Source organism: Bradyrhizobium sp. UNPF46, assembly GCF_006658625.1.
GTDB lineage: Bacteria > Pseudomonadota > Alphaproteobacteria > Rhizobiales > Xanthobacteraceae > Bradyrhizobium > Bradyrhizobium nitroreducens.
Genome location: NZ_LFJB01000064.1, coordinates 26,797 through 40,452, shown reverse-complemented (window position 1 = coordinate 40,452; position 13,656 = coordinate 26,797). Strand labels below are relative to the sequence as shown.

The window sequence follows — 13,656 nt, the reverse complement described above, 5'->3', positions numbered from 1 at the left end:
CGTCTGCGGCTCGACCGTGGCTTGCTGCGGCGGCTGCTGGCCCGGCGCCGTCTCGTTCTTCTTGGCCTTCTTGGCCTTGGGCTGGCCGGTGTTGTCGTAGACGCCGGGAATCTGCACCGTGCCGCGGTCCGGATCGATGCGGATGGTGCGCCCGTTATACTCGAAGGTGTACTGCGCCTGGGCAGCTGTGCTCGCCAGCAAAAGGAATGTGGCCGCAGCCAACAGCTTCCTCATTTCGGATCTCCTCAACAGATGGTCCCCGCACCGACGCTTAGGCGACGGTCCGATCGCAAAAAGTGATCTAGATCACTGTCTCGGTATGAGTCGTCGTCCCGCTGTCCCGGGTTCAATAGCTCAGGGGCCGGTCCAAAGTGAGGCCGCGGCAAGCGACAGGAGGACGCGGCCTGAAGCGCCGTTCCGGTGCAATTGGAACGAATTCCAGCCTCCGACGTCACCGAACTTTCCAGACGCGACCGGTCCTTCGCGTCGCCTTGAGAACGTTCTAATCGAACCAGGCGGCGTAGATCTTCCTGTAGCTGCCGTCTTCCATGGAAATGTGCAGCCATTGGTCGACGAAGGCCTTCAGGGCCACGTCGCGCTGGAGCCAATAGGCCTTCTCGGAGAAGTCGAACGGTTTGTCCGGATGCACCGCGCAGAGCACGCCCTGATGCTGCTTCTGCTGGTAGCGTGTCTCGGAGGCGTCCGTCATCATCAGATCGGCATTGCCCTTGGCGATCTCGTCGAAGATCACGGTGTTGTCGGGGAAGACGGTGATGTCGGCGTCCTTGATGTTGGCGCGCGCGAAGCGCTCGTTGGTGCCGCCGGGATTGACGATGACGCGGGTGCCCTTCTTGTCGATGTCGGCGATGCTCTGGTACTTGCCGACGTCGGCGCAGCGCGTGATCGGCGTCTTGCCCTCGCGCATGATGGGCGTCGAGAACAAGCCCTTCTTCTGCCGGTCGAGCGTGACCGAGACGCCCCCCATGGCGATGTCGAACTGGTCGGCCTCGAAATCCTTCATCAGCTTCGGCCAGGCCGTGGCTACGAACTCGACCTTGACCCCGAGCGCCTTGCCGAGTGCTTCCGCCATGTCGACGTCGAAGCCGCTGAATTTCTGCGTCGCCTTGTCCAGATAGGTGAAGGGCTTGTAGTCGCCGGTCATGCCGACGCGCAGGGTGCCGCGCTTGACGATCTCGTCGAGGCGCGAGGGTGATGCCTGCTGCGCGTAGGCCGAAAGGTTTGCCAGCAACGCTACGGCTACAGCTGCCACGATTCGAACGATCATCTCTTCTCCGCCCCTGCGCGAGCTGTCATTGTGCAGCTCTCCAAAGCTGGATTTAGACCAGATGCCAGTCGCTGGCGAGACGGAATTGAAAGGAATCTCGACGTGACGATCTCGATGTACGAGGCCTCGGTCGGCCTGTTCGTGCCTTACCTGCGCAACCTGTCTGCGCTGCTTGACAAGGGCGTCGCCTATGCCGAGGCGCGCAAGTTCAACCCGACGGTCCTGCTCGGCATGCGCCTTGCGCCGAACATGTACGACCTCGCGCAGCAGGTCGGCGAGGCCTGCCGCCATGCCGTGGTCGCGCCGGCCTTGCTGGCAGAGTGCGAGCCGGTGGCGCTGCCCCCGCTCGAGCACGACATGGCCGGGCTGCAGGCGCGCATCGCGACGTCGATCGAGTTCATTGAAAGCCTGCCGCGCGCGGAGATCGACGCGGCGGCCGAGCGGAATGTCTTCTTCAAGCTGAAGAACGGGACCGAGCTGCCCTTCACCGGGCGGACGCTGCTGCTGACGTTCAGCGTCCCGCAATTCTTCTTTCACGTCACGACCGCCTACGACCTGTTGCGGCACGCAGGCGTCGAGCTGGTGAAGCGGGACTTCCTCGGCCCGCGCGAGCGCTAACTCGCGCTCTAGAGCATTTTCGGTTCTGATTGAATCAGAACCGAAGCTCTAGATTCTTGTTTTGACGCGTTTTCTCCACGCGAACCGGTGTCCACTTCGCTCGAAAACGCTCTAGGCTTCGCCCTTGCGCTCGTAGTCGGCGAGCGAGCTGCGGCCGGCGATCTCGCTGCGCAGCAGCTCGAAGCGCCTCTGCGCCTCGTCCTCCTGGACGTCGACGAAATGCACCGCGGCCTCGCTCGTCATGGGGCCGCTGACCACGGGCGCGGATTGCTCGCCGATGGTCTCGTGCACGTAGTACTGGCCGTCATCGCCGCGATGGACCGTCCATTTGAGCCGGATCGCCACCATGGGGCCGGGCCCGACCTTGCTATAACCATCGGCGTCGGTGTGCTCCGGCACCAGCGGCTGCTCCTCGACGACGGGATGGTCGTCGAGAGCCCGCGGCTCGTCGATGTCTGCCTGCTCGTCGGAAGCCAGGTGCTCACGCTCTCCGGCGACCACGATTTCGGTCTCGGTCTGGCGAACGACGAGAACGGGCTCGGGCTCCAGGATGCTGGCGATGGTCGCCAGCGCGTGGTCGGTCGGGTCGATCTCTGACAAGGGTCCATCCTCCAGCTCGACGCGGCCGGCCAGTCTGTCCCACTGCCGCCGCGGCTCAGCTTATTACGCGCGTTTGATTAAGGCTGAGTTGGGGCTCGATCTGCACCAAAATGGGACGCATTCTGGCCTTCCGAAGGCGGATGGGTTGACCATCCGCCTTGGGTCGCGTTCAGCCCAGCACGTCCTGATTGATGACGTTCTGCGTGATGGGATCCCCGTCCAGCACACTCAGGATGTTGCGCGCGGTCTGCTCGCTCATGCGCTGGACCGCCTCGACCGTGACGCCGGCGACGTGCGGGGCGATGATGACGTTGGGCAGGGCGAACAGCGCGTTGCTGACCGGCGGCGGCTCCACCTCGAACACGTCGATGCCGGCACCGGCGAGCTTACCGGAGACCAGGGCGTCGTAGAGCGCTGCTTCCTTCACGATGCCGCCGCGTGCAGTGTTGATGAGATAGGATCTCGGCTTCATGCGGCCGATCCTGTCAGCATCGAACAGGCCGACCGTCTCCGGCGTCTTCGGGCAGTGGATGGTGACGAAATCGGCGTGAGGCAGCGCTGCGTCGAGGTCCGCGACCGGCTCGCAGCCGGCGGCCTTGATCTCGGCGGCGGGCTTGTAGGGATCGTAGACCTGCACTTTCATTTCCATGGCGAGGCACCGCTTGGCGGTACGGGTGCCGATGCGACCGAAGCCGATGATGAGCACGGTCTTGCCGTAGAGATCGAACGGCAGCATGCCGAGCCGGTCGGCCCATTTGCCGTCCTTGACGCAGGCATGCAGCTCCTGCGCGCGCTTGGCCAGCGTCAGCATCATGAACAGCGCCTGCTCGGCAACCGAGGGCGAGTTGGCGCTGCCTGCCACCATCAGCGGCACCTTGCGGCGGGAGAGGGCGGGCACGTCGACGGCGTCGTAGCCGACGCCGATGCGGGTCACCACCTTCATGTCCCCGGCGGCTTCGAGCTCGGTCTCGCCGAAGGCGGTCGCGCCGAGCGCGACGCCGTGGACCGGCGCATGACTCTTCAGCAAGGCCTCGAAATCCCGGGCCGAGATCAGGTTCGCGAACTCGACGAGCTCGATATCGTCGCGCTGGGTGAGGAGGGCGCGTGCCCCTTGCGACAAAGTTTGTGTAACGAAAATCTTCTTCTTGTTGGTCGCCATCGTCCCCTGCCTGCACGAGTTTCTTGAACCGGCGTCATAACACGGCGCCGGTCGCCTCGTTTAGCAGGTGCATGTTATTGAGGTCCATCGCCAAACGCATGGGAGCCCCGTCCTTGGCGCCGGCATTGGGATCGACGCGGCCGCAGACCGGCGTGCCGTCGAGCCCGAAATAGACCAGGGTCTCCATGCCCATCGGCTCGGTGACGTCGAGCACGGTGTCGAAGGACTCGACGCCCGGTCCGAGATGCGCGTGCGACTCGGTGAGATGCTCGGGGCGGATGCCGAGGAGCAGCTTCTCCGTGCGCGGCAGCGTGTTGTAGCGCGCGGCGCGTGCCGGCGGTAGCGCGAAGGCGATGCGGTCGGTCAGACGGATCTGCAGCGTGCCGCCGACATCCTCGAGCCGGCACGGCAGGAAGTTCATCGCGGGCGAGCCGATGAAGCCGGCGACGAAGCGCGTTGCCGGCTTGTGGTAGAGTTCGTTCGGCGTGCCGATCTGCTCGATCCGTCCCTTGTTCATGACCACGACGCGATCGGCCAGGGTCATCGCCTCGACCTGGTCGTGGGTGACGTAGACCGTGGTGGTGCGTACCTTCTGGTGCACCTTCTTGATCTCGATCCGCATCTGCACGCGCAGCTTGGCGTCGAGATTGGACAGCGGCTCGTCGAACAGGAAGACCTTCGGGTTGCGGACGATGGCGCGGCCCATCGCGACGCGCTGGCGCTGGCCGCCCGAGAGCTGCTTCGGCTTGCGGTCGATCAGGTCGGTGATGTCGAGCAGGCGGGCGGCCTCCGTCACCCGCGCCTTGATCTCGGCCTTGGGATAATGCTTCAGGCGCAGCCCGAACGACATGTTCTCCGCGACCGTCATGTGCGGATAGAGCGCGTAGTTCTGGAACACCATCGCGATGTCGCGGTCCTTCGGCGGCACGTCGTTGACGACATCGCCGCCGATCATGATGTCGCCGTCGCTGATGTCCTCGAGGCCTGCAATCATCCGCAGCGTCGTCGACTTGCCGCAGCCGGACGGGCCGACCAGCACGATGAACTCGTGGTCGGCGATGTCGAGGTCGATGCCGCGCACGGCCTCGACGTCGTCGTAACGCTTGACTACCTTCCGCAGAGCAACGTCAGCCATCGAACTTCAGCTCCTCACCATCAACCCTTTGTCGCACCGGCGGTCAGGCCGGCAATGTAGTAGTCCATCAGGAACGCATAGATGATCAGCGGCGGCGCCGCGCCGAGCAGCGCGCCGGTCATGATCTGTCCCCAGTTGAAGACGTCGCCCTTGATCAGCGTGGTAATGATGCCGACGGGCAGCACGAGCTGGTCCGTGGAGGTCGTGAACACGAGCGGATAGAGGAACTGCGCCCAGGACACGGTGAAGGCGAAGATGGTCGCGGCGATCAGCCCCGGCAGCGCCACCGGAATGAAGATCCGGGTCAGCGTCTGGAACCAGGACGCGCCATCGATGATGGCGGCCTCGTCAAGCTCCTTGGGGATCGATGCGAAGTAGCCGATCATGATCCAGGTGCAGAACGGGACCGTCAGCGTCGGATAGATGAAGAGCAGGACGTACCACCGGTTGATGAGCTGGATGCCAGTCCAGTCGCCGAACAGCGCGAACACCTTGAACAGCGGAATGAAAAGCAGGCTGTCTGGGATGAGGTAGGTCAGGAACACGCCGGTCGCCAGCGTGGCCGACCCCCAGAACCGCATCCGCGCCAGGGCAAATGCCGCGGGCACGCTGATCAGCATCGTGATGGTGACCACGAATATCGAAACCAGCGCGGAATTCCAGAAGAACCTCAGGAACTGGTTCGATGTCAGCAGGCCGACATAGTTCTCGAGCGTCGGGTGGAACACCCACCAAGGATTGGTCGCCGCCGAGATTTCGGCGCTGCTCTTGAGCGAGGTGATCAGCATGTAGATGGGCGGCAGCAGCGAGAAGATCGCAAACAGCGTCAGAAAGAAGTACGACCATCGCAGCGCCCATTTGCGGTCGCGGCTCATGCTTCCATACTTGACGGTGCGCGTCGGTGCGGCCTTGTCGATCGTGACTGAGCTCATCAGGCTTCATTCCCGCGCTTGTTGACGTCCCGCAGGATGAATATCGCTGCGACCGCCAGGATCGGCACCATGAACAGGGAGACGCTGGCACCGAGCGGAATGTCGCTCCCTTCGATGCCGATCCTGAAGGCCCAGGTGGCGAAGATGTGGGTGTGGTCGAGAGGGCCGCCGGCGGTCAGGATTCGTACGATGTCGAAATTGGCAAAAGTGACGATCAGCGAAAACAGCGTCGTGATCGCGATGATGTTGCGCATCATCGGCAACGTTACGTACCAGATGCGCTGCCACCAATTGGCGCCGTCGATCGCCGCCGCCTCATAGAGCTGTTCGGGCACCGACTTCAGCGAGGCCAGATACATGATCATGAAGAACGGCGCGCCGTACCAGACGTTGACCAGAATGACGGAAAAGCGCGCCCAGGCCGCATCGCCGGTCCACGGGATCGGGCCGATTCCGAAAAACGACAGCGTATAGTTGAACGCGCTGTAGGAGGGATCGAACAGCCACAGCCATGCGAGCGTACTCATCGCGGGTGGGATCACCCAGGGCACCAGCAGCATGCCGCGCCATTTGCGCTGACCCTTGGCCGGAATGTTATGGACGAAGTGCGCGACGATGAAGCCGATCAGCGCCTTGAAGAACACGGCCGTGATCGCGAAGATGCAGGATTGCTTGACGACCAGCCAGAACGTGTCGCGCTTGAACAGGAATTCGAAATTGCCGAGACCGACGAATCTCTGCATCGACTTGTTGAGGGTCGCCAGATGCAGCGAATAGAACGCAGGATAAAGCACCAGAAGCGCGATGAGGATGATCAGCGGCAGCGTCATCAGGAACGCCGCGGTGGATTTGCGTTTGAGCGCCTTCTGCAGACTGGAACGTTTTCGCGCCGGTTGCGCTGTGCCAACCCTGTCCGGCTGCAATGCGACGTCCGCCATGATGCATTTTCCTCGCGCGGTCTGGTTCAAAGAGCTCGGTTACGGAACATTCGAGAGGAGGGTCGCCGCAAGACGACACGCGGCCGCTTGCGGCGACACCTGGCCGGCTCAGCTCCGCATGAAGCCTTCGCACTCGCCTTCGGCCCAGGCGAGCGTCTTTTCCATCGCTTCACCCTGATGATAACGCAAACACATCTTGGTCAGCGTGGCCTGCGCGTAGATCTGCTGTGCAATCTTCGGCGGCGCGGGCGAAGCTGCGATCGACAGCGTTTGATGCTTGTAGGGGTTCGGATAGTGATAGAGCGTGCCTTTCGGCGGCCCTTCCTCCTGCCAGACCTTCAGCGTCGTCAGTTTCTCATAGGCCGGTAGGTCGTAGCCGCCGCTCGCGACCACCATCTTTTCGATGGCCGCCGGCTTCGACAAATGAACCAGGAGGCTCTTCGCCGCGTCCTTGTTCTTCGAGAAATTCCAGATGCTCCAGAAGTATGGCAGGTAGGGAGCAAAACGCCCCTTGGGTCCGGCCGGGAATCCGTGCGTCCAGCATTGCTCCGCAACCTGCGGCGCGTCGCGCTTGGCGACGGCCCAGGCGCTCGGCGGGTTCATGATCATCGCGCCCCTGCCGGAGACCAGCCATTTATTGTTGGATGCGTCGTCCCAGGCCGCGACGTCGGGCGGCAGGAAGTTGATCAGCTTCTTGTAGAAGTCGAGTGCCTGACGAACTGCATCGGTCTTGACCGTGAGATTGCCCTTGGCATCGACGAGCTGAGCGCCGAACGAGAGGAAGATCGCGCCCGCCGTATCGACATTGTCGGTCGTCTCGCCGAGGCCGATCCCGAACGGGAAGCCTGCCTTGTGACAAGCTTCGGCAGCTTTCAGGAACGTTTCGAGCGTCCAGTTGTCGGCCTTTGGTTCAGAACCGGCCGGATACATCTCCTGTACGTCGATGCCCGCGTGCTTCTTCATCAAATCGATGCGGGAGCAGGGGCCCTTGATTTGACTGCCGACGCAGGCGGGAACGCCGAGCCACTTGGTCCCGGCCGTGCCGAGATACTTGGCTGTGCCGTTCACCTCTCCGTTCTCGGCGATGATCGGCTTCATGATGTCGCTGACATCCTCCAACTGCTCGGCGTTGGAGTGGGCCCACCATGTCGGCATCGCGAAAATATCATGGCCCGACTTGGCTTGCGCTTCGGCGGCAATGGTGAGCAGGTTCTTGTTGCCCTGGCTTGGGATGTAGTCGATCGTAACTTCGACCTTCTCCTTGGCGGCCCATTCGTTGACGAGGTCGGTCGAGGCCTTGTTGGCGCCGGGGACCCAATGGTCCCAGAAGCCGATCGAGAGCTTGCCGGCGGCGTAAGCGCCCCGGACGTAGGGCGCCGTGATCAGCGCCGCGGAGGACATTGCAGTGGCAGCCACAAATTGACGTCGCGTCAGTGTCTTGCGTGACATCTCGTTTCCTCGCTTGGGTGTTGTTGTTGGAGTTTCCTCTAAGACTTCTTTTTCCGAGTTTCTTGTTGTTCGATTTTCTTATTGGTGCCGTCGGCCCGATCGAAATTCACGCAGGCCGCAGCAAATTGGTAGCGCGATCAGATCATGATTGATCGCGTCTGTCGAGAAAGCCGAACGTGCCCGCGCATAGAACTAACGTTGCGTGCCGGAACGCTCACGTGTCGCGCCCGCTCGTCCGTCCCGATCGCTTGTTTGCGATGCACACTTGACGTGAACCGGCCTGGAACGATCCGTGCGCAATTACGCCGCAGTTTCGAATGAGCCTGCATAACCGCTTCGCGCGAAAGAGTTTTCGGACGTGGACAGCACTTGGCTGCGTCTGGACCGCGGCGCGGCGGAAACGATAGAGTTGCAGTTGCGGGGAGCTCCCGCTCCAACAGGCCAGTCAGATCGACGATGGAGACGAGAATGATCAACCCGGCGCCGTCAGCGCGGCTTCACATGCGGCGATGGTTTGCGCTGGGGGCCGTGCTCGCGCTGCTGCTCGGTGGAGCCGCAGTGGCCGATGCTCAAGGTTTGGTCAAAGGCGTTCAGGATGGCGCGGCCGCCGGAAACAAAGCGGCGGGTCCGGTCGGTGGCGTGCTCGGCGGCGCAATCGGCGGCGTGGTCGGCGTCTTCACCGGCGTGCTCGGTGTCGGCAACAACAATGGCAATCAGGCTCCTGCGGCGAAGGACAACACGGCCAAGGACAACACGGGCAAGGATGCCAAGCAGCAGGGTGCCGCCAAGGACAAGGATGCCAAGAGCGCCAAGGCGGGAAAGGGCGCCAAGGCGAGCAAGGAGGCGAAGAACGCACCACAGGGCAAGGACAATAAGGACGTCACGGTCCTCACACAGCCCGGCGCGCCGCAGCAGACCGCCGAACAGATCGTTGCCAACAGCGATTCCTATATCGAGCGGATCAAGACCGAGCTGAACCTGACGCCCGATCAGGAGAAGCATTGGTACGGTTTCTCGAGCGCAATGCACTACTTGGGGCATAATGGTGCAGAGCGGCTCAACTTGCGGGTTGCCCGCGCCAAGCGGGATCCGCCCGACGACATCATCGAGCAGATGCGCAACGAGGCGCAGTTCCTGATCGACCGTGCCGCCGATCAGCGCAATGTCGCAGACGCCGCCGAGCCGCTGTATTCGAGCCTCGACGACAAGCAGAAGCAGGTCTTCATCCAGGCGATGGTGCGCCTGAGCCACGAGCGGGGATTGGATTGATCAAGTTGAATCGGATCGGGCGCGTCTGAATTAACGGCGCCTGCCACGAATTCGTGAATCCTCTCCGGAATTGAGGTATGATTATCTTCGCAAGCTGACTGCGGGGTTGATATGGCGGACGGACTCTCCGTTTTCCTGGTCGAAGACGAGGCGTTGATCCGGATGATGATCGCCGACATGGTGGTGGAACTCGGCCACCACGTCGTCGCGGAAGCGGACAATGTCCGGGACGCCAGCGCGTTCGCGATGACCGCTCAATATGATCTGGCCATCCTCGACATCAATCTCATGGGCGTCTACGTCGATCCCGTCGCCGACCTGATCGAGCGTCGCGGCAAGCCGTTTCTGTTCGCCACCGGCTACGGGCCGGAACTGCTGCCGTCCTTGCTCCGGCGCAGGCCGATCCTGCGCAAGCCCATCGCGATGGATCAGCTCAAGGCGATGATTGATTCGATGTTTCCGGGTCCCGCGCCCCAACCGCCGCACTGAGCCATAAGGAAAATGGCCGCCCTCAAGGGCGGCCATTTGGCGATGGAACTTGTGGCGGTCTCACACCAGGGCGGCGCCGAGGTCGATGCCGTACGCCATCAGGCCGAACGAGGCGACCAGGCCCGTGCAGCACAGCAGCAAGATGGTCTTGAAGGACGAATCGGAAAAACGCGTTTCGGCGACGGCCGGCATCGCGGCAAGCGAAATCATGCTCATGTTCATTCCCCCCTTTGTTGATCCTGAATTGCATCAGGTGAGGGAACTTCTAGAGCAAAAAGTTTGACACGAGATTGCGAGGCGTCGTTAACGGAGTCGCAATCGAAGCTCGCGTCCTCACCGGCTGCGGCCGGATTGCAAGCCTCAGTTGCGGCCGTTCTTCAGCACCGTGGCAATGGTCTGGGCGGTCATGGCGGCCCGGTCCGAAGCGCGCTGGGCGGCCAGCCGGTCCCGCGCCTTTTCCTCGATCAGGAGGTCGATCAGTGCCAGCCGCTTGTCTTCGTCGTCCGCCTCGCTCAGCAGGCGGTGATAGCGGTGATAGTCGAAACCCACGTCCTGCTTACGCATGTCACGCCCCCGCAACTACGCCACACACACGGCGGGATTGTTTCCCATCCGAAACAGGCACGCAAGCAGGATCCCGTCCGGAGGGGCGCATGCGCAGCAATCAGCTGTGCATGACTGGACCCGCCAGCAGCTGAGACGGGCGGATCTCAACCCGCCTGGGAATCGGCAAACATCTTCAGGCCGACGAAGCTCGCATCGGGTTTGATCACGAGCCGCGTCGGGATGTTGCGCAAATAATCCTGGAAGCGTCCCTTGGCTTCGAAGCGGGCCCTGAATGCGGAAGCCATCAGGAACTCGGGAAAGCGAGGCACGATTCCGCCGGCGACATAGACGCCGCCTCGGGCGCCGAATGTCACCGCGAGATTGCCGGCGACTGAGCCCAAGATGGCGCAAAACATGTCCAGCGCTTCGCGGCTGACGGGACAGCTGCCTTCCAGCGCGGCCTTGGTGATAGCAGCAGCATCGCGGTGCGGCACCTGGGCGCCGTCAACCTCGGCCAAGGCCTCGTAGAGGTTTTGCAGTCCGGAACCCGAGAGCGCGCCGCGCTCGATGGAGACGTGGCCGAGCCGTCGGCGAAGGCACGCGATCGCACGCTCCTCGCGCTCATTCTCGGCCGGCAGGGTCGCGTGTCCGGCCTCGGTGACGACGGCCAGGCGCGCGCCATGGCGCTCGACCAGACAGGACACGCCAAAGCCGGTTCCCGGGCCGATCACCAGCATCGGCTCTCCCGGCAGGCCGTCGCCTCCGCCGAGCGGAATGAGATCGGCAGACTGCAAGGCGGGGAGGGACCAGGCGACCACCTCGAAATCGTTGAGGACATGGACGCTGTCGAAGCCGAGCGCCGGTCGCAATTCGTTGCCATCGATGACCCAGGGGCTGTTGGTCATGACGCAGCGGTTGTTGGTGACAGGACCCGCCACGGCCAGCACTGCTCTTTGCGGCTGCTGGCCGCAGGCCCGCCGCGCGAGGACGTCCGCAATGGCCTCCCGGACGGTTGGGAAGTCGGCGACCTTCACATAGTCGATGGGGCTTGCTTGATCGAATCGGCCGAGGCCCAATTCGCTCCGGCTCAGCGCGAAGCGCGCATTGGTGCCGCCGATATCGGCGAGAAGTATCTGTCCAGTGTTGCCGATATCCATGCCGGTATTCATGACCTCATGGCTGCCGCCGCCCGCTGGCCGCGGCACCCTATCCTCCACGCCTTCGACCCGATCCGCCTGTCGCCGACCGTGCGAGAATCCGCCCTGGGATGCGCCTAGTCAACACGGACGGGGCGAAACCGTTGCATGCTGGCGGTCGTCCGGTGACCAATTCGCGTTGCAAGGCGACGGCGGTTGCGAAGCAGCGCGGGAAGACCGACACTAAGGGGGGCTTGTCCGGCGCCGCCGCGCCGGGGCCATCGAAGAGGCCGGTGATGAAGATTTCCGACCGTGACGTGCTGCTGGCGATCGACGTGCAGAACGACTTCTGCAGCGGTGGGGCGCTCGCCGTTCCCGGCGGCGAGAAGGTCGTCCCTGCCATCAACCGCATCGCCCAAAGATTCGGCACTATGGTTCTGACCCAGGACTGGCATCCGCGCGACCACGTCTCGTTTGCGCCGAACCATGCGGGCAAGCAGCCGTTCCAGACCATTGAGCTCGACTACGGCACCCAGGTGCTCTGGCCGGCGCATTGCGTGCAGGGCAGCTCCGGCGCCGAATTCCATCGCGATCTCGACGTCACACGCGCGAGCCTCGTGGTGCGCAAGGGCTTTCGCCGCGGCATCGATTCCTATTCGGCCTTGTTCGAGAACGACAAGAGGACGCCGACCGGCCTGCTCGGCTATTTGCGCGAGCGCGAGCTGAAGACCGTCTTCGTCGCCGGGCTTGCGCTCGATTTCTGCGTCCGCTTCTCGGCAGAGGACGCCCGCAAGGCGGGATTCGAGGTCGTCGTCATCGAGGAGGCCTGCCGCGGCATTGATCTCGACGGTTCGGTGGCCGCGACGCATCAGAGCTTTCGACAGTGCGGCATTTCGGTGGTCGGCCTGGAGGCGTTCCTGTGAAGATCGTGAGATAGCCATGGTGGACAAGGCCCGCAAAGAGAAGGGCGCACAGGACGCCACCCCGGAGGATCCGCTGCTGTGGCCGTTCGCGGCGGCGCGCCTCGCCATGGATTCCTGCTTCTGGTGGCTGGAGCGCAGCCCGGTCGAGCAGGACGAGAGCTGTCTGGCCTGGACGACGCCGAACGATGTCGCGCTCGAGCTCGCGACCATGCGCCTGCGCGATTGCTCGAAAGACAAATCCGGTCCGCCGGCGCTGGTCTGTGCGCCCTATGCATTGCACCGGGCGCTGATCGCCGATTTCGCGCCCGGCCACAGCGTGGTGCAGTCCCTGCAAGCCGGCGGCATCGACCGGGTCTATCTGACCGATTGGCGCTCGGCGACGCCGGACATGCGCTATCTCTCGATCGACAGCTATCTCGGCGATCTCAACGTCGCCATCGACGAGATCGGCGCGCCGGTGGATCTGGTCGGCCTGTGCCAGGGCGGCTGGTTGTCGCTGCTCTATGCGGCGCGCTTTCCGGCCAAGGTGCGGCGGCTGGTGCTAGCAGGCGCTCCCGTCGACCTGTCGATCGAGTCCTCGTTGCGCCGGCTCACCCGCAACGCACCCGAGATGGTCTACCACCAGCTCGTCGCACGCGGCGGCGGCAATGTCAGCGGCGGGGAGATGCTGCGCTTGTGGTCCAAGGCGCCGAACCGCGATGATATCGTCGCGGCTTTGCAGAGATACCTGTCGGACGAGGAGGGTGCGGCTCTGCTCGCGCGCTTCGAGCGCTGGAACGCGGAGACGCTTGATCTGCCGGGCACGTATTATCTGGAGATCGTCAACCGGATATTCCGGGAGAACCGGATCGCCGGCGGCAGTTTCGTCGCACTTGGTCGCACGATCGATCTGAAGGACGTCAAGGCACCGGTCTTCCTGCTGGCCGGGCTCGACGACGAGGTCGTGCCGGCTGCGCAGGCGCTGGCCACGGCGGGACTCCTCGGCACGCCGCCGGCCTTCCTCGCGGCGGCCTCGGAGCCGAGCAATCACCTCGGCCTCTTCATGGGTGCGCGCACCCATGCGCACGCCTGGCCGCGGATCGCCGCCTGGCTGCGCGACGACCTGCCCGGCGTATTGGCCCGCCGCGCCTGAAATCGCCAGGCGCTGGCCAGGCGACCCTGCAAATCCGTTATGCAT

15 protein-coding genes and 1 pseudogene are annotated in these 13,656 nt (G+C 63.4%); 5 read left to right on the top strand and 11 right to left on the bottom strand.

Annotated elements, in window-relative coordinates; all coding sequences use genetic code 11:
* Window positions 1-234 (bottom strand): annotated as a pseudogene (locus UNPF46_RS24355) (DUF2147 domain-containing protein); the annotation flags it as partial.
* A gap of 268 nt (window positions 235-502) precedes the next feature.
* The gene (locus tag UNPF46_RS24350; protein ID WP_100174759.1) at window positions 503-1,285 is read right to left on the bottom strand and encodes a transporter substrate-binding domain-containing protein; all 783 of its coding nucleotides are present in this window, start codon (window positions 1,283-1,285) and stop codon (window positions 503-505) included.
* 114 nt (window positions 1,286-1,399) lie between these two features.
* On the opposite strand from UNPF46_RS24350, the gene UNPF46_RS24345 reads away from it, so the two are divergent.
* On the top strand, window positions 1,400-1,903 hold the full coding sequence (locus UNPF46_RS24345; RefSeq protein ID WP_142251695.1) for a DUF1993 domain-containing protein: 504 nt from the start codon (window positions 1,400-1,402) through the stop codon (window positions 1,901-1,903).
* Between the two features lie 111 nt (window positions 1,904-2,014).
* Here the strand turns inward: UNPF46_RS24345 and UNPF46_RS37645 are convergent, their stop codons facing one another.
* From UNPF46_RS37645 to UNPF46_RS24315, 6 genes are all read right to left on the bottom strand, one after another.
* Entirely contained in the window at window positions 2,015-2,503 is a 489-nt protein-coding gene (locus tag UNPF46_RS37645) for a hypothetical protein (protein WP_174718687.1), read from the bottom strand.
* Window positions 2,504-2,672: 169 nt separating this feature from the next.
* On the bottom strand, window positions 2,673-3,662 hold the full coding sequence (locus UNPF46_RS24335; RefSeq protein ID WP_142251693.1) for a hydroxyacid dehydrogenase: 990 nt from the start codon (window positions 3,660-3,662) through the stop codon (window positions 2,673-2,675).
* A 34-nt stretch (window positions 3,663-3,696) separates the two neighbouring features.
* Window positions 3,697-4,797 carry an ABC transporter ATP-binding protein gene (locus UNPF46_RS24330; RefSeq protein WP_100174756.1) on the bottom strand — a complete coding sequence of 367 codons (1,101 nt, stop codon included), beginning with the start codon at window positions 4,795-4,797 and terminating at the stop codon, window positions 3,697-3,699.
* Window positions 4,798-4,817: 20 nt separating this feature from the next.
* Window positions 4,818-5,729: a carbohydrate ABC transporter permease gene (locus tag UNPF46_RS24325; protein WP_025036339.1), complete on the bottom strand. Its 912-nt coding sequence runs from the start codon at window positions 5,727-5,729 to the stop codon at window positions 4,818-4,820.
* Window positions 5,729-6,667 (bottom strand): carbohydrate ABC transporter permease, encoded by a 939-nt coding sequence (locus tag UNPF46_RS24320; protein ID WP_100174755.1) that lies wholly within the window; start codon window positions 6,665-6,667, stop codon window positions 5,729-5,731. Before UNPF46_RS24320 ends, UNPF46_RS24325 begins: the two co-directional genes overlap by 1 nt.
* Before the next feature lie 108 nt (window positions 6,668-6,775).
* Window positions 6,776-8,116 carry an ABC transporter substrate-binding protein gene (locus tag UNPF46_RS24315; protein ID WP_100174754.1) on the bottom strand — a complete coding sequence of 447 codons (1,341 nt, stop codon included), beginning with the start codon at window positions 8,114-8,116 and terminating at the stop codon, window positions 6,776-6,778.
* A 468-nt stretch (window positions 8,117-8,584) separates the two neighbouring features.
* On the opposite strand from UNPF46_RS24315, the gene UNPF46_RS24310 reads away from it, so the two are divergent.
* Window positions 8,585-9,385, top strand: coding sequence for a Spy/CpxP family protein refolding chaperone (locus UNPF46_RS24310; protein WP_142251692.1), 801 nt, complete (start codon window positions 8,585-8,587; stop codon window positions 9,383-9,385).
* 111 nt (window positions 9,386-9,496) lie between these two features.
* Window positions 9,497-9,874: a response regulator gene (locus UNPF46_RS24305; protein ID WP_100174752.1), complete on the top strand. Its 378-nt coding sequence runs from the start codon at window positions 9,497-9,499 to the stop codon at window positions 9,872-9,874.
* A 60-nt stretch (window positions 9,875-9,934) separates the two neighbouring features.
* Here the strand turns inward: UNPF46_RS24305 and UNPF46_RS37640 are convergent, their stop codons facing one another.
* The 3 genes from UNPF46_RS37640 to glk form a co-directional block, all read right to left on the bottom strand.
* Window positions 9,935-10,090, bottom strand: a complete 156-nt coding sequence (locus UNPF46_RS37640) for a hypothetical protein (protein WP_174718686.1) — start codon at window positions 10,088-10,090, stop codon at window positions 9,935-9,937.
* A gap of 144 nt (window positions 10,091-10,234) precedes the next feature.
* Window positions 10,235-10,438 carry a hypothetical protein gene (locus UNPF46_RS24300; RefSeq protein ID WP_100174751.1) on the bottom strand — a complete coding sequence of 68 codons (204 nt, stop codon included), beginning with the start codon at window positions 10,436-10,438 and terminating at the stop codon, window positions 10,235-10,237.
* A 146-nt stretch (window positions 10,439-10,584) separates the two neighbouring features.
* The gene (gene glk / locus UNPF46_RS24295) at window positions 10,585-11,577 is read right to left on the bottom strand and encodes a glucokinase (RefSeq protein ID WP_142251694.1); all 993 of its coding nucleotides are present in this window, start codon (window positions 11,575-11,577) and stop codon (window positions 10,585-10,587) included.
* Between the two features lie 275 nt (window positions 11,578-11,852).
* Between glk and pncA the strand changes: the two genes are divergently transcribed.
* Together pncA and UNPF46_RS24285 are read left to right on the top strand one after the other, a co-directional pair.
* Entirely contained in the window at window positions 11,853-12,479 is a 627-nt protein-coding gene (gene pncA, locus UNPF46_RS24290) for a bifunctional nicotinamidase/pyrazinamidase (protein WP_142251691.1), read from the top strand.
* A gap of 16 nt (window positions 12,480-12,495) precedes the next feature.
* Complete coding sequence (locus UNPF46_RS24285; protein WP_142251690.1) at window positions 12,496-13,611, top strand: alpha/beta fold hydrolase; 1,116 nt, start codon at window positions 12,496-12,498, stop codon at window positions 13,609-13,611.
* Window positions 13,612-13,656 lie beyond the last annotated feature (45 nt).

What these genes read in the sequence shown, in the direction of transcription:
- UNPF46_RS24285 (WP_142251690.1), top strand. Translation starts at nt 12,496, where the DNA reads ATGGTGGACAAGGCCCGCAAAGAGAAGGGCGCACAGGACGCCACCCCG.
- UNPF46_RS24320 (WP_100174755.1), bottom strand. Translation starts at nt 6,667, where the DNA reads ATGGCGGACGTCGCATTGCAGCCGGACAGGGTTGGCACAGCGCAACCG.
- UNPF46_RS24350 (WP_100174759.1), bottom strand. Translation starts at nt 1,285, where the DNA reads ATGATCGTTCGAATCGTGGCAGCTGTAGCCGTAGCGTTGCTGGCAAAC.
- UNPF46_RS24330 (WP_100174756.1), bottom strand. Translation starts at nt 4,797, where the DNA reads ATGGCTGACGTTGCTCTGCGGAAGGTAGTCAAGCGTTACGACGACGTC.
- UNPF46_RS24335 (WP_142251693.1), bottom strand. Translation starts at nt 3,662, where the DNA reads ATGGCGACCAACAAGAAGAAGATTTTCGTTACACAAACTTTGTCGCAA.
- UNPF46_RS24300 (WP_100174751.1), bottom strand. Translation starts at nt 10,438, where the DNA reads ATGCGTAAGCAGGACGTGGGTTTCGACTATCACCGCTATCACCGCCTG.
- UNPF46_RS24325 (WP_025036339.1), bottom strand. Translation starts at nt 5,729, where the DNA reads ATGAGCTCAGTCACGATCGACAAGGCCGCACCGACGCGCACCGTCAAG.
- UNPF46_RS24345 (WP_142251695.1), top strand. Translation starts at nt 1,400, where the DNA reads ATGTACGAGGCCTCGGTCGGCCTGTTCGTGCCTTACCTGCGCAACCTG.
- UNPF46_RS24315 (WP_100174754.1), bottom strand. Translation starts at nt 8,116, where the DNA reads ATGTCACGCAAGACACTGACGCGACGTCAATTTGTGGCTGCCACTGCA.
- UNPF46_RS37640 (WP_174718686.1), bottom strand. Translation starts at nt 10,090, where the DNA reads ATGAGCATGATTTCGCTTGCCGCGATGCCGGCCGTCGCCGAAACGCGT.
- pncA (WP_142251691.1), top strand. Translation starts at nt 11,853, where the DNA reads ATGAAGATTTCCGACCGTGACGTGCTGCTGGCGATCGACGTGCAGAAC.
- UNPF46_RS24310 (WP_142251692.1), top strand. Translation starts at nt 8,585, where the DNA reads ATGATCAACCCGGCGCCGTCAGCGCGGCTTCACATGCGGCGATGGTTT.
- glk (WP_142251694.1), bottom strand. Translation starts at nt 11,577, where the DNA reads ATGGATATCGGCAACACTGGACAGATACTTCTCGCCGATATCGGCGGC.
- UNPF46_RS24305 (WP_100174752.1), top strand. Translation starts at nt 9,497, where the DNA reads ATGGCGGACGGACTCTCCGTTTTCCTGGTCGAAGACGAGGCGTTGATC.